Here is a 14,424-nt window from a genome sequence, read left to right on the forward strand (position 1 = left end):
AAACCCCCGGGTTGCCATTCCGCCGCCCCCGCCGGCGCCGGGCCGCTCCTTCGTTCACGGCGCAGTGATGACGGGTCAGGCCTGCGGCTCGTCCTCCTCCACGACCACCGCGGTGATGCCGTGGCTGTCGGGGACGTCGCCGTCCAGCTTGGACGCCTCCGCGAACGCTGCGCCGTGCGGGATCGCTTCGTGACCGTCCAACGGCCGGCCGCCCGCACCCCACTCCAGCGGCACGCAGGAGTTGCGCTTGCGCGCCTCGCGGAACTCGCGGATGCGCCGTGCCCGCTCGCGAGCACTGACCGACTTGTCGGGCACGTCGACGATGGCGAAGGCGGGGGCCGGGCGCTCGACGTTGCCGGGGCCGGGCACCGGGCGCTTCTCGCCGACCATGGGGTGCCGCCGCTGCCACCATTCGTAGACGGCCAGGATGACGCCCAGGGTCAGCAGGCTGAGCCAGAACTCGTTCTGGGTCTTGCCGATGAACGCCATGGCCAGGATCACCCCGGCCATCAGAGCAATGGTCAGGTAGCTCAGCCACGGGAAGAGCCACATCTTCAGCAGCGGGCCCTCCGGCAGCTCCTTCTCCAGGCGGCGGCGCAGCACGACCTGGGAGATCGCGATCGCCAGGTAGACGAAGAGCGCCACGGCGCCATACGAGTTGACCAGGAAGCTGAAGACCGCGTCGGGCGAGACGTATGCCGCGATGACCGACACATAGCCCACCAGCGTGCCCGCGAAGATGGCGCGCCGCGGCACGCCGCTCTTGGAGAGTTTGGTGAACGCCATGGGGGCGTCGTTGTGCCGGGTCAGCGCGAAGAGCATCCGTGACGAGGTGTAGAGCGCGGAGTTGAGGCAGCTCAGCACGGCGGTCAACACGATGAGGTTCATGATCGTCTCGACACCGGGCACGTTGAGCACCGACAGCACCGAGGCGTACGGGCTCACGCTGACGTTCTTGCCGTTCCACGCCTGGACGCTGACGACCACGAAGATCGAGCCGACGTAGAACGTCACCACCCGGACGATGATCGACCGCATCGCCTTGGCGATGGCCTGCGCGGGATGCTCGGACTCGGCTGCCGCGATGGTGACGATCTCCGCACCGGTGTAGAACGCGACGCACGGCACCACCGCCGCGATGACCGCGCCCCAGCCCATCGGCGCGAAGCCGCCGTGATCGACCAGGTTGCCCAGGCCGGGGGTCGAGTCGGGCCACAGGCCGGTCAGCCACAGGATGCCGGCGGCGAGGAAGAGCACGATCGCCACGACCTTGATCGAGGAGAACCAGTATTCGAATTCGCCGTACGACCGGGCGCTGACCATGTTGGTGCCGGTCAGCACCAGCATCAGCCCCAGACTCAGGATCCACAGCGGCACCGCCGGCACCCACAGTTGCAGGATGCGCCCGCCGGCCACGGCTTCGACCGCGACCACGATGACGAAGAAGTACCAGTACATCCAGCCGACCGCGAATCCTCCTCTGCGGCCCAGGGATTCGCGTGCGTAAACATAGAACGAGCCGAGCGCCGGCCGATTGACCGCCATCTCGGCGAGCATGCGCATGATCAGCACGGTGATCAGGCCGGCGATGAGGAAGGAGATCACCGCCGCTGGTCCGGCGTCGTCGATCACGACACCGCTGCCGACGAAGAGGCCGGCTCCGATCACCCCGCCGAGGGCGATCAGGTTCATATGACGTTGCTTCAGGCCCTTTCCGAGCCCGCTCTCGGCGGTCGTCTCCAAGGTCTCACTCATGTGCTGGTGCCTCCATCCGCGCCACCCGACGTGTGCGACAGTTGCTCACTCGCTGGCCGAATATCGTTGTCAGAGTGTGAATTTCGATTCAGCCATTGAATCGGCGACTGAAGGGTATGAGCAGTACCACACCCGTGCGCACTCGTGGTACCAGCCAGGCACAACCCGACGAAAATGACAAGGGCCGAGGCCCGACCGGAGATCTCCGGTCGGTCCTCGGCCCTTTTTGGTTCTTCCATCGCTTCGAGAGTCGGGGTCCCCGCGAAGTATTCGGCGGAGCGAAGCGGGGGAGAAACTTCGTGGGGTGACTAGACGTAGTCCTGGTACTTCTTCAGCAGACGCACCGGCTTGGCGAGGGCGTCCCGGCGGAACGGGTCGCCCAGCTCGCGGGTGCACATGATCTCGATGACGGTGGTGACGCCGTCCTCCATCTGTGCCTTGACCGCGGCCTGCAGGGCAGGGCCGACGTCCTCGAGCTTGTCGACCGTGACACCTTCGGCGCCCATCGACCGTGCGACCTCGGCGAAGCTGGGGTTGTCCAGCTCCCCGGCGACGAACCGCCGGTTGTAGAAGTCGACCTGGTTCTTCTTCTCCGCACCCCACTGGCGGTTGTGGAACACCACCGAGGTGACCGGGATGTGGTGCCGGACGGCCGTCATGATCTCGGTCATGCTCATCGACCAGGCGCCGTCACCGGCATACGAGATCGCCGGCCGGTCCATCGCGGCCGCCTTGGCGCCGATGATGGTCGGCAGGGCGTAACCGCAGTTGCCGAAGCTCATCGGCGCGAAGAAGGACCGCGGCTCCTCGAAGCGCAGGTAGGAGTGGGCGACCGAGTTGATGTTGCCGATGTCGGTGGACACCATGACGTGCTCCGGCATCGCCTTCTCCAGCTCACGCAGCACCTGGCGCGGGTGCAGCCAGTTGCCGTCCTCACCTTCGGCCTCGGCGATCATGTCCAGGCTGTAGTCGTCGCGTTCGTGGGTCCACTCGTCGAGCTCGGCTTCCCAGTCCTGCTTCTCGCTGGCGATGCGGTCGGCACGCTCGTCGCGGGTGCCGTCGCAGGCGAGCGTGCGGTCACGCAGCCGGTCGGTCAGGGCGGCGGCGGCCTCCTTGGCATCGCCGCAGATGCCGACGGAGATCTTCTTGACCAGACCGAGCATCTTGTGGTCGGCGTCGACCTGGATGATCTTGGCGTCCTTGGGCCAGTAGTCCATACCGTGCTGCGGCAGGGTGCCGAACGGGCCGAGCCGGGTGCCGAGCGCGAGGACGACGTCGGCTTGGCTGATCAGCTTCATCGCGGCCTTCGACCCCTGGTAGCCCAGCGGTCCGCACCACAACGGGTGACTGGCCGGGAAGGAGTCGTTGTGCTGGTAGGAGTTGACGACCGGCGCACCGAGGCGCTCGGCCAGCGCCTTGCACTCCTCCACACCATCGGCCATGACGACCCCGCCGCCGGAGACGATGACCGGGAACTTCGCGGTGGCGAGCAGTTCGGCCGCCTCGTCCAGCGACTTGGTGCCACCCGGGCCGCGGTCGAGGACCTGCGGCTGCGGGACCTCGCACTCCAGCTCGCCGTAGAAATAGTCACGCGGAATGTTCAGCTGGGTCGGCCCGAGCTCGGAGTGCGCCCGGTCGAAGCAGCGCGCGGTGATCTCGGCCATCCGCTTGGGGTTGTTGACGTGCCCCTGGTACTTGGTGAACTCCTGGAACATCGGCAGCTGGTTGGCCTCCTGGAAGCCACCGAGGCCGATGCCCATCGAGCCGGTCTCCGGGGTCACGATGACCACCGGGCTGTGCGCCCAGAACGCCGCCGCGATCGCGGTCACGCAGTTGCTGATGCCCGGCCCGTTCTGACCGATGCACACGCCGTGCCGGCCGCTGGCCCGCGAATATCCGTCGGCCATGTGCGCAGCGCCCTGCTCGTGCACCACGGGCACCAGGCGGATGCCGGCCGGCGCGAAGATGTCCATCGCGTCCATGAAGGCCGAGCCCATGATGCCGAAGATCGTGTCGACCCCATTGGCCGCCATCGTCTCCACAAATGCCTCGGACGGGGTCATCCGCTGCACACCGGCGGACTCCGCCGACCGTCCGGCCACTTGTGATTCCAGCGCCTGTGCCTCGACGCCTTCTGCGAGATCGGTCATGTGCTCCGCTCCTTCATCCTGGGGCCTCGATCAGCGTTGTCTCGAAAAACGGAACGTCGAGGTCGAAATAGTTGAACAACATGGACGGTAGGCCGGGCCTGCAGTACTGTCAAGGAAATCTCGTTTTCTTGTTCGTCCGGTACCGTTTTCCGAAACTCCCCCGTTGAAAGGTGCTCCATGACCTCCCCAGCCCCGTCCGGGCCTCGCGACCTGCCCGGGGATCCGCTCAGCGGTGAGACCCCGGCGCTGCGGCTCTTCGCCCTGATGGAGCTGATCGGCGGCAAGGACCACTTCGTGACACTGCAGGGGCTGGTCGAGGAGACCGGGTTGCCCAAGCCGACCCTGCATCGCATGCTGCAGCAACTGGAGAGCGCCGGCCTGCTGGTCCGGCAGGCCGACGGCCGTCACTACGGCACCGGCGCCCGGTTGCGCAGCTTCGCCGAGACGCTGATGCTCAACACCGTGCAGTTCGGCGCCCGGCACGCGGTGCTGCGCCACCTGGCCGCGGAGACCGGCGAGACCTGCAACATCACCGCCCTGTCCGGTGATCAGGTCGTCTACCTGGACCGGGTCGAGACGGATGAGCCGCTGCGGGTCCAGCTCGGCCCGGGTTCACGGGTGCCCATGCATGCGTCCGCCAGCGGCAAACGGGTGCTCGCGCAACTGAGCACCAGGCAACGGCACCGGCTGCTCGAGCACGCTCCGCTGCAACGCTTCACGCCGCACACGATCACGTCCCTGGAAGCACTGGACGCGGAGCTGGACACCATCGCCGAGCAGGGCTACGCGATCGACGACGAGGAATACCTGCCGGGACTCGTCTGCATCGCGGTCCTGGTGCCCGGCGAGAGCGAACGTTCCAACCTGTGCGTGGCGACCCAGGCGCCGGTGCTGCGGATCGACAGGTCGTCGGCGACGGAGCTGTTGCCCGCCCTGCGGCGTGCCGCCTCCGCTCTTGCACAGATCGAACAGGAGGGAAGTCGATGAATGACCGGATGAATGACCGGATGAGCGACCGGATGCGCGGCACCACCAGCCACCACATGGCCGCGGTGCGAGAGCTGTTCGGCATCGATACGTCGATGCGGGTGCCTCTCGCCACTCCCCCGGACGACTTGGTGGAGCACGTGCCGGCGGTCGATCCGGCATACGTCTTCGATCCGGACGTGACGTTGGCGATCCTGTCCGGTTTCGCGCACAACCGGCGGGTGCTGCTGCAGGGGCTGCACGGCACGGGCAAGTCGACCCACGTCGAACAGGTCGCCGCGCGCCTGGGCTGGCCGTGCGTGCGGGTCAACCTCGACGGACACCTGTCCCGGCTCGACTTCGTGGGTCGCGACACCGTGGTGGTCCGCGACGGCGTGCAGGTCACCGAGTTCGCCGAGGGCATCCTGCCGTGGGCGTTGCAGCGACCCGTGGCACTGCTGCTGGACGAGTACGACGCCGGCCGCCCGGACGTGATGTTCGTGCTGCAGCGCGTTCTGGAGCACGAGGGCAGCCTGACGCTGCTGGACCAGAACCGCGTGCTGCACCCGCACGAGGGCTTCCGCCTCTTCGGGACCGCCAACACGGTCGGCCTGGGCAACACCTCGGGGCTCTACCACGGCGTCCAACGGCTCAACCACGCGCAACTGGACCGCTGGTCCGTGGTCGCGACGCTCAATTACCTTCCGGCAGAGCGCGAGTCGGACATCGTGCTGGGTCGGGTGCCCGACCTGCGCACCCGTCCTGAACTTGTCGCCGCGATGGTCGAGTTCGCCGGCCTCACCCGGAGCGCTTTCGCAGCCGGCGACCTGTCGACCCTGATGTCGCCCCGCACCGTGATCAGCTGGGCCGAGAACATCACGATCTTCGACGATGTGGCCAGGTCGCTGCGGCTGGCCTTCACCAACAAGTGCGCCGATGACGAGAAGCCGCTGGTGGCGGAGTTCTTCCAACGGTGCTTCGACGCCGACCTCGACCTGGCGCTGCCGGCGACCGCCTGACCCATGGCGCCCGACCTGGACGTCGCACCGGCAGTCGCGCTCGCCGAGCGATCGGCGGCTGCCGCCCGTGCGCTGAGCGGTGCCCGCCTCGTCCGACGGGGGGAGTTGTTGCTGACCGAGCACGGTTCCCGGCCGGTCGCTGCCGCTCATGTCGTCACCGCGGACCTCACCGACGAGGACACCTCAGCGGGTGTCGCCGATGCCGTCGGCGCCCGGCTGCGGCACAGCGACGCAGCGCTGCACGCCCGGCTGACGCCGGTCCCGGACATCGCCCGCATGGTGTTCGAGCTCGCCGAACAACTCCGTTGCGAATCACTCGTGCCCCGCACCCTGCCCGGCGCTCGGCGCAATCTGGCCCGCCTGTTCGACCGCTGGGTGGCGACCGCCTGGCAGACCGGGGCCATCGAGACCGAGCTCGGCCTGCATCTGCTGACCGTTGCCGTGGTGCTGCGGTCCCGACTGACCGCGACGCCGATCGCCGAGGATCTCGAGGACACGATCGAGGCGACCCGGTTCGGCCTGGCCGAGCGGATCGGCCGGCCGTTGCGAGCGTTACCCCGGCTCGCCGCCGATCAGGAGGCGTTCGCACAGCCGGCCCTGGAGATCGCGACGGCCGTCGCCGGGCGATTCCCGGACGACCGCAGCGACGTGGAGCAGTCCGTGCTGCGTGAGGTCGGCTTTGTGCCGCTCGTGCCACCCGGATCCGACGACGACACCAACGACGACACTGCCGGCGGTGGCACCGGCGCGGCTGCCGCCACCGCGCGCGCCATACGCGAATATTCAGTGTTCTCGACCGACTACGACCGCGAGTCGGACGGCGAGTCCCTCGGTCGACCCGATCAGCTGGACCGCTGGCGCACCGCTCTGGAGCAGACTCCACGGCCGTTCCCGGCCGGCAGAGTCGCTCGCATCGCCGCCGCCCGGCTGAGCCACCCGGTCGACGAGGGCTGGGCGGGCGGGACGGACGAGGGCCTGCTGGACTCCGCGCGGTTGGGTGAGTTCGTGGCCCGCCAGGACCCGACCGGCATCTTCCGCTTGCCGGCGACACGGCAGCGCAGCGACGCGGCGGTGACGATCCTGCTGGACTGCTCCGGATCGATGCGACGGCATTGTGCCCGGACGGCAGCGCTGTGCGACCTGCTCGGCCACGGACTGGGCCTGGCCGGCGTGCCGGTCGGCGTCCTCGGGTTCAGCACCGTCGACTGGCACGGCGGGCGTGCCGCCCAGGACTGGCGGAACGCCGGATCGCCCGCGCACCCGGGACGACTGGGCGGCACACACCACCTGGTGTTCGCGCGACCGGGGGCGACCTGGCGCACCGCACGTCGTGGCCTGCCCGCGCTGCTGCGCCCGGACCTGTATGCCGAGGGCATCGACGGCGAGGCGCTGCAGTGGGCCGCCCGGCTGACGCGACGGCAGGACGCCGCCCGGCGGGTCCTACTGGTGATCTCCGACGGCGGTCCGATGTCGACGGCCACTCGTGACGCCCAGGGTCCGGCATACCTCGACCAGCACCTGGCGGCGGTCGCCGACGGCATCGAACGCGACGGTGACATCAGCCTGTGCGCACTGGGCATCGACGCCGACCTGAGCGCGTTCTACCGACGCAGCCGGACGGTGGCCTTCGGCGACCGGTTGAGCCGCGAGTCGGTGCACGCCGCACTGGATCTGATCACCGAATAGGCTGCCGCGATGGTGGCCACGCGGCAGCACTGGACGCGGGCATCGGAACGGCACAGTCGGCGCTCAGCCGACGACGGCCGCTCGGTCCGCACTGGCCGCCTGCAGGGCGCTGATCAACGCCACGTTGACGACGTCCTGCGTCGAGCAACCGCGGGACAGGTCGTTCATCGGCGCACGCAGGCCCTGCAGGATCGGGCCGTATGCCGAGGCGTTGCCGAGCCGTTCGGCGATCTTGTAGCCGATGTTGCCGGCCGCCAGGTTCGGGAAGACGAAGACGTTGGCCTCGCCCGCGACACTGGAGTCCGGTGCCTTGCTGGCGGCGACCGCCGGGATGAACGCCGCGTCGAACTGCAACTCGCCGTCGATGCGCAGCGCCGGATCCCGTTGCAGCGCAAGGGCGGTGGCCTCCCGCACCAATCGCACGGTCGGGTGGTCCGCACTCCCGCTCGTGCTGAACGACAGCATCGCGACCGCAGGGTCTCGGCCGGTGAGCGCACCGAAGGTGCGCGCGGTGCTGAGCGCAATGTCGGCCAGGCCGTCGACGTCCGGCTCCGGCACGACCGCGCAGTCGGCGAAAGCGACCGGCGCGCCGGTGCCGAGCTCGAGCAGGAAGCAACTGGACAGTATCGAGCTCGCCGGAGCTAAGCCGATCCCACGCAGCGCCGCCCGGATGACGTCGCCCGAGGGGCTGACCGCGCCCGCGACCGCTGCGTCGACCTCGCCTGCGCCGACCGAGCACGCCGAGACCAGTAGCGGATCCGTGGCGGCCGCCCGCCGCTCGTGCGGAGACCATTGCTTGCGGTCCCCGAGACGATCCAGCCGGTCTGCCACGTCGACCGTCTGCAACTCGTGCACCGACCGGCATTCGACATCGCGGGACAGGTCTGCCCGCCAGCGGCCGACGAGAATCGGCCGCACACCGATCTCGGCCAGCTGCGAGGCCGCTTCCCGGACCCGCCGGTCCTCGCCCTCGGCGAGCACGACGGCCGTGGGCGCAGCGGTGCCCTCGTGCAGACGCTGCGCCCACTGGGCCGACAGCGGTTCGCTGCTACCCATGATCTGCTCGCTCCCCTGACCGCTCAGCGACGGACGTGGGCGTCGGTCGCGGTCAGGACCGCGTCGACGCAGCGGAAGAGGTCGTCGAGGACCTCGCGGTCGGCGATCAGCGGCGGCGAGAGCATGAGCATCGTCGCGCCACGGTCGTCCGGCCGGGTGATGAGGCCGACGTCGCGCATCGCCTTCGGCATCACCTCGCGGACCAGCGCAGCGCCCTGGTCGGCGGTCAGTGCGCGTCCGTTCTCCCGGTCAGCGGTGAGTTCCAGCGCGTAGAAGTAGCCGGTGCCACGCCATTCGCCGAACGTCGGGTGGGCGTCCACGAGGCGGTCCAGCTGCTGCTGGAAGTAGGGCTCGTGGGCACGGACGTTCTCCAGCACCTGCTCCTCGGCGAGCGCGCCGAGGTTGGTCAGTGCGACGGCGGTGGACACCGGGTGACCACCCCAGGTGGCGCCGTGGGTGAACATGCCCGCGTTCGGTGAGTCCAGCAGCGCGGCGGCGAGCGGCTGCCGGATCAGGACACCACCGAGCGGTGCGTAGCCGGAGGTGGAACCCTTCGCGAAGGTGATGAGGTCCGGTACGACGTCGTACTTGGCCGATCCGAACCATTCGCCGAGGCGACCGTAGGCGCAGATGACCTCGTCGGCGACCAGGAGGATGCCGTAGCGGTCGGCGATCGCGCGCAGCTCCGGCCAGTAGCCCTCCGGCGGCACCAGGGCACCGCGAGAGTTCTGGACCGGCTCGGCGAAGATCGCCGCGATCGTCTGCGGCCCCTCCTCCTCGATGATGTCGACCAGCGCCTTCAGCGACGGCAGGTCGGCTGCCGTGCCGCCCTCGGGCACCTGCTCGCCGAGGGTGTTGGGGAAGTGCCGGGTGCCGGGCATCAGCGGCCCGAACGGCTCCTTGTACTTCGGGATCGCCGTGACCGCAAGGGCGCCCAGCGTCGTGCCGTGGTAGGCCATGTCGCGGGACAGGATCTTGGTGCGCTCCGGCTGGCCCTGGCTGCGCCAGTACTGCCGGGCGAACTTGACCGCCGATTCGACGGCCTCGGAGCCGGAGTTGACGAAGAAGACGGTGTCGAGGTCGCCGGGCGCGCGTCGGGCGATGGTGGCCGCCGCCTCGGCGGCCATCGGGTGTGCCGCCGACCAGTTGGTCCAGTAGGCCAGCTTCTCCATCTGCTTGGACGCCGCGGCAGGTATGTCGCTGCGGCCGTGTCCGATGTTGACGCAGAACAGTCCGGCCAGGCCGTCCAGGAAGCGGCGACCGGCGTCGTCGTACAAGTAACAGCCCTCGCCGCGCTCGATGATGGGCAGTCCCTCGTCCTGCCATGCCTGCCCGCGGGTGAAATGCGGGAACAAGTGGCGCTGGGCGAGTGCGCGGGTGTCAGACATGACGGCCTCCCTGGGACGTTGTGAGTGCGTATATCCCCACCATGGGACAAGGGTGCTGGGCCTTAGAAGGTCCAGTCGAGTTGTCATTGATGGACCCAGATCGGAATGGACGATCTGCGCCGTTTTGGCCCACGCGGGTGCGTCGGATTGGTTTGATGGAGGGATGCCAGGCAACGACGGAAAGGGTGCGGACGGTGGCGCTGACCCTGCTCCGGTTGGACCGTGAGAGTGCCGAGCCGCTTTACCGGCAGGTCCGGCGCGCGCTCGAAAACGCCGTCACCACAGGGATGTTCGATCCCGACGAGGCGCTGCCGAGCTCGCGGGCACTGGCGATCGACCTCGGCGTCTCGCGCAACACGATCAAACTGGCTTACGAGGAACTCATCGCGGCCGGCATCGTCGTCAGCCGGGTACGGCGTGGTCTCTTCGTCAATCCGGATGTGCAGTCGGCGCTGGCCGGCGTACCGCACCGGACCTCCGGTATCGACTGGTCCAAGCGGACCCGCACCTTCCCCGACGCGGATCTGCCGCACATCGAGAAGGTCGCCGACTGGGCTTCCTATCCCTACCCCTTCCTGGCCGGGCAGACCGACGTGCGCAGCTTTCCCGTGCGCGCGTGGCAGCGAGCGTTGCGCGAGTCGCTCTACCACCCGCACGTGTACCCCTCGTTGCAGGACAGCCTCGGCGTCGACGACCCGATGCTCGTCGACGCGGTCCGCCGGCAACTGTTGCCGGCCCGGGGCATCGAGGCGGACGCCGGTGAGGTGCTGATCACCGTCGGCTCGCAGCACGGCCTGGACCTGTTGGGCCGGCTGCTGCTCGGCCGCAAAAGCGTGGTGGCGATGGAGGATCCGGGATATCTGGAGGCCCGGCACATCTTCACCCGCACCGGCGCAGGGCTGCGACCGATGCCGGTCGACGCCGATGGGGCGATCCCGCCGGAGGACTTCAGCGACATCGACCTGCTCTACGTGACCCCCAGCCATCAGGCACCGACCAACGTGACCCTGTCGATGGAGCGCCGGCTGCGTTTCGTCCAGCGTGCCGGACAGGCGGGCAGCGTGCTGGTCGAGGACGACTACGACTCCGAGTTCCGGTACCGGGGGCAACCCAGTCCGGCGCTCAAGGCGCTGGACCCGACCGGTGACGTGGTCTATCTCGGCACGTTCTCCAAGTTCCTCTCACCCGGGCTGCGCCTGGGCTATCTGGTCGCGCACCGCGACCTGGTGCGCGAGCTGGCCCAGGTGCGTCGCTACGAACTGCGCCACCCGCCCGGGCAGCTGCAGCGCGCGATGGCGTTGTTCATCAGCAGCGGCGACTACCACCGCGCCCTGCGCCGGCACCGTGAGCGGCTGCAGCAGCGGTGGACGACCATCAGTGAGGCCGTCGAGCGCGAGTTGCCCTTCGAGACCGGGCCGTCCCCGCCGGGCGGAGTCAGCCTGTGGCTGTCCGGCCCGGCGGGGTTCGACGCCGTCGAGCTCACCGCCCGGGCACGGTCGGCCGGCGTGCTCGTCGAACGCGGTGACGTCTACTTCCAGACGGCCGATCCGTTGGCACGCCGGCACTTCCGGCTCGGTTACGGCGCCATACCGATGCGCGCGATCACGCCCGGGGTCCGCGCGCTCGCCACGGTCTGCCAGGAGCTGACCCACTGAGCGGCCGGGTCGTCATACGGCGGAAGCGGTTTCGGCCGCCGCCTTGCGCCCGCCACTGCGGCGCGGCAGCGGCGTCGAGCGGATGCACAGGGCGCACGCCGCCGACACCACGCCGGTGACCACGAAGTAGCCGATCAGCAGGCCGGTCCCGCCGTCCGCGCGGTCCAGCAGCCAGGTCAGGATCATCGGCGTCAGACCCGAGGCGACGATGCCCGAGACCTGGTAGACCGCCGAGATGCCCGTGTAGCGCACATGCACCGGGAAGAGGCCGGCGAAGAACGCGCCCTCGGGGCCGTACATGAGCGGGTAGAGCACCCCGAGCGCCAGCACGATGCCGAGGCCGAAGACCAACGCGTTGCCGGTGTGCAGCATCGGGAAGACGACGATCGGCGCGACCGCCGCGAGAACCGCACCCGCCGCATAGACCTCGCGCATCCCGACGAGGTCGGCGAGCATGCCGCTGACCGGGATGAGGACGAGCAGCACGACCGCGCCGGCCATCACTCCGAGCAGCGCGGGCTGGCGCTCCATGCCGAGCGTGTCGGTCGCGTAGTTGATCGAGAAGACCGCCCACGCGTTGAACGCGACACCCTCGACCCACCGAGCCCCCATGCCCAGCAACAGGTTTCGCCGACTGGTCGGATCCGCGATCAGCTCCTTGGCGGGCACCTTGGCCTTGCCCTCGCTCTGCTCCATGTTGCGGAACGCCGGCGTCTCCATCACCTTCAGACGCACGATCAGCCCGATGATCACCAGCAGCAGACTGAGCCAGAAAGTGATCCGCCAGCCCCAGGAGGTGAATGCCACATCGCTCATGACCGCACCGGCGAGGGCGAAGACACCGGTGCCGAGGACGAGGCCGACGGCCAGGCCGGCCTGCGGTGTCGACCCGTAGAGCGCCCGCTTGCCGCGCGGTGCGTATTCGACGGACATCAGCACCGCTCCGCCCCACTCGCCGCCGACGGCGACACCCTGCAGCAGACGCAGCACGATCAGCAACGCCGGTGCGAGCAGCCCGACCTGGTCGTATGTCGGCAGGCAGCCGATCAGGAACGTGGCGACGCCCATGATCAGCATCGTCATCACCAGGGTGCGCTTACGGCCCATCTTGTCGCCGATGTGGCCGAAGATCAGCCCGCCGATCGGCCGGGCCACGAAACCCAGTGCGAACGTGGCGAACGCGAGCATCGTGCTCACCGCGGGATCGTGCGAGGGGAAGAACTGCTTGTTGAAGATCAACCCCGCCGCCACGCCGTAGAGGAAGAAGTCGTACCACTCCACGGTGGTGCCCATCACGCAGGACGCGAGGACCGCCCGGATCTGTTTCCTGTTCGGCGGTGACGTGAGTGCGTCGATCGCCTCGTCGCTGTGCGGCATCGTCTGGCCTCCTGGGTCCCTGGTAGGGCGGCGGATCAGAGCGCCGCGCGGAAGATGTCGCCGAGGGCCTCGGCGGTGACGGGCCGTGGGACCACGGACAACTGGCGGGTCTGCTTGAGCGCGCCGGCGACCAGGGTGTCGACATCGCTCTCGTCATACCCGAAGGCGCCCAGCGTGTTCGGGATGCCGATGTCGGCCATCAGCTCGTGCAGGACACCCGCCAGCGCGTCGGCGCCGTCGACGCCGGTGAACGTCCGGCCGCTCAGCAACTCGGCGGCCCGTAGGTGGCGCTGCGGGTCACCCGGGTAAGTCCAGCGGAAGACGTGCGGCGCGGTCACCGAGACCGCCTGGCCATGCGGCACCATCGGCATCTCGGGGTAGCCCGACGCCTTGTATGCCTTCACCGCACCGGCGATCGAGTAGGCGTTGGCGTGCGGCAGATGCGTGCCGGCGTTGCCGAATCCGGTGCCCGCGTATGTCGATGCGAGCGCCATCTGGGTGCGTGCCTGCAGATCACGGCCGTTCATCACGGCACGGCGCAGGTTGGCGCCCACCAGCTTCAGCGCCATCTCGCACCAGACGTCACTGATCGGGTTGGCACCGCAGAACGCCGGCCGGGCCATCGGGTCCTCCGGCGCGGGCTTGGAGTCGAACGGCACGCTGGTGTAGCTCTCCAGAGCGTGGGACAGGACGTCCATGCCGCTGGCCGCGGTGACCTCCGGCGGCAAGGTCAGGGTGGTCGTCGGATCGACGATGGCGAGATGCGGTCGTAGCGCTGGGTGGCTGATGCCGGCCTTGAGATGCAGTCGGAGCATGTCGATGACGCAGATGGTCGTCGACTCGGAGCCGGTGCCGGCCGTGGTCGGCACGGCGATCAAGGGCTTGAGGGGGTTGCTCGGCCTGCGCCCGCCACCGATCGGCGGCGTCACGAAGTCGAGCAGTTCGCCGTCGTGCGTGGTGAGCAGGTTGACGGCCTTGGCGGTGTCGATCGCCGACCCGCCGCCCACCGCGACGTAGGCGTCGTAGTCCCCTTGCCGGGCGAAATCGATCGCCTCGCCGATGGATTCATCGGTCGGCTCCACGCCGACCTGGTCGTAGACGGTGGTCTCCAGGCCGGCAGCCTGCAGCGATGCGGCGACCCGCGCCGGGACACCGGACTCGGCGACGCCCGGGTCGGTCAGCACCAGCACGGAGCGTGCGCCGCGGGCCCCGACCTCGGCGCCGATCTCGGCGAGCGCTCCGACGCCGAACTTCAACGGCGGGGCGGCCCAGGTGAAGACGGACTCGTTCTCGGTGGTCATCGAAACTCCTTGTTCATAATGTGGTGTTGATCGCCACATTACGAATATGTGATCCATCGCACAAGACCTTG

General features: G+C 68.9%; 10 protein-coding genes. 4 read left to right on the forward strand and 6 right to left on the reverse strand.

The features are described 5' to 3' along the window. Positions 1 to 75: 75 nt before the first annotated feature. The gene (locus ACTHL4_RS07690) at positions 76 to 1,755 is read right to left on the reverse strand and encodes an amino acid permease (RefSeq protein WP_440282160.1); all 1,680 of its coding nucleotides are present in this window, start codon (positions 1,753 to 1,755) and stop codon (positions 76 to 78) included. Between the two features lie 308 nt (positions 1,756 to 2,063). Further along, positions 2,064 to 3,905, reverse strand: coding sequence for a sulfoacetaldehyde acetyltransferase (gene xsc / locus ACTHL4_RS07695; protein WP_440282161.1), 1,842 nt, complete (start codon positions 3,903 to 3,905; stop codon positions 2,064 to 2,066). A 177-nt stretch (positions 3,906 to 4,082) separates the two neighbouring features. Here xsc and ACTHL4_RS07700 point away from each other — a divergent pair, with 177 nt between their 5' ends. Genes ACTHL4_RS07700 through ACTHL4_RS07710 form a run of 3 tightly spaced genes read left to right on the forward strand, consistent with a single transcriptional unit; the run spans position 4,083 to position 7,576 of the window. After that, a complete protein-coding gene (locus ACTHL4_RS07700; protein ID WP_440282162.1) occupies positions 4,083 to 4,892 on the forward strand; it encodes an IclR family transcriptional regulator in 810 nt (269 codons plus the stop codon). Further along, a complete protein-coding gene (locus ACTHL4_RS07705; protein WP_440282163.1) occupies positions 4,889 to 5,890 on the forward strand; it encodes an AAA family ATPase in 1,002 nt (333 codons plus the stop codon). The genes ACTHL4_RS07700 and ACTHL4_RS07705 overlap by 4 nt, the downstream gene beginning before the upstream one ends. A gap of 3 nt (positions 5,891 to 5,893) precedes the next feature. Then, positions 5,894 to 7,576, forward strand: a complete 1,683-nt coding sequence (locus ACTHL4_RS07710) for a cobaltochelatase CobT-related protein (RefSeq protein WP_440282164.1) — start codon at positions 5,894 to 5,896, stop codon at positions 7,574 to 7,576. 63 nt (positions 7,577 to 7,639) lie between these two features. Here ACTHL4_RS07710 and ACTHL4_RS07715 read toward each other — a convergent pair whose 3' ends face one another. Both ACTHL4_RS07715 and ACTHL4_RS07720 read right to left on the reverse strand, forming a co-directional pair. Then, positions 7,640 to 8,632 carry a phosphotransacetylase gene (locus ACTHL4_RS07715; RefSeq protein ID WP_440282165.1) on the reverse strand — a complete coding sequence of 331 codons (993 nt, stop codon included), beginning with the start codon at positions 8,630 to 8,632 and terminating at the stop codon, positions 7,640 to 7,642. A 23-nt stretch (positions 8,633 to 8,655) separates the two neighbouring features. After that, positions 8,656 to 10,020, reverse strand: a complete 1,365-nt coding sequence (locus tag ACTHL4_RS07720; protein ID WP_440282166.1) for an aspartate aminotransferase family protein — start codon at positions 10,018 to 10,020, stop codon at positions 8,656 to 8,658. Between the two features lie 194 nt (positions 10,021 to 10,214). Here ACTHL4_RS07720 and pdxR point away from each other — a divergent pair, with 194 nt between their 5' ends. Next, entirely contained in the window at positions 10,215 to 11,675 is a 1,461-nt protein-coding gene (gene pdxR, locus ACTHL4_RS07725) for a MocR-like pyridoxine biosynthesis transcription factor PdxR (protein ID WP_440282167.1), read from the forward strand. A gap of 12 nt (positions 11,676 to 11,687) precedes the next feature. Here pdxR and ACTHL4_RS07730 read toward each other — a convergent pair whose 3' ends face one another. Together ACTHL4_RS07730 and ACTHL4_RS07735 are read right to left on the reverse strand one after the other, a co-directional pair. Further along, complete coding sequence (locus ACTHL4_RS07730; protein WP_440282168.1) at positions 11,688 to 13,052, reverse strand: MFS transporter; 1,365 nt, start codon at positions 13,050 to 13,052, stop codon at positions 11,688 to 11,690. Between the two features lie 35 nt (positions 13,053 to 13,087). Beyond that, positions 13,088 to 14,353 carry a hydroxyacid-oxoacid transhydrogenase gene (locus ACTHL4_RS07735; RefSeq protein WP_440282169.1) on the reverse strand — a complete coding sequence of 422 codons (1,266 nt, stop codon included), beginning with the start codon at positions 14,351 to 14,353 and terminating at the stop codon, positions 13,088 to 13,090. Positions 14,354 to 14,424 lie beyond the last annotated feature (71 nt).

Origin of the sequence: Flexivirga sp. (assembly GCF_051955415.1) — a bacterium.
In the GTDB taxonomy this organism is placed as follows: domain Bacteria; phylum Actinomycetota; class Actinomycetes; order Actinomycetales; family Dermatophilaceae; genus Flexivirga.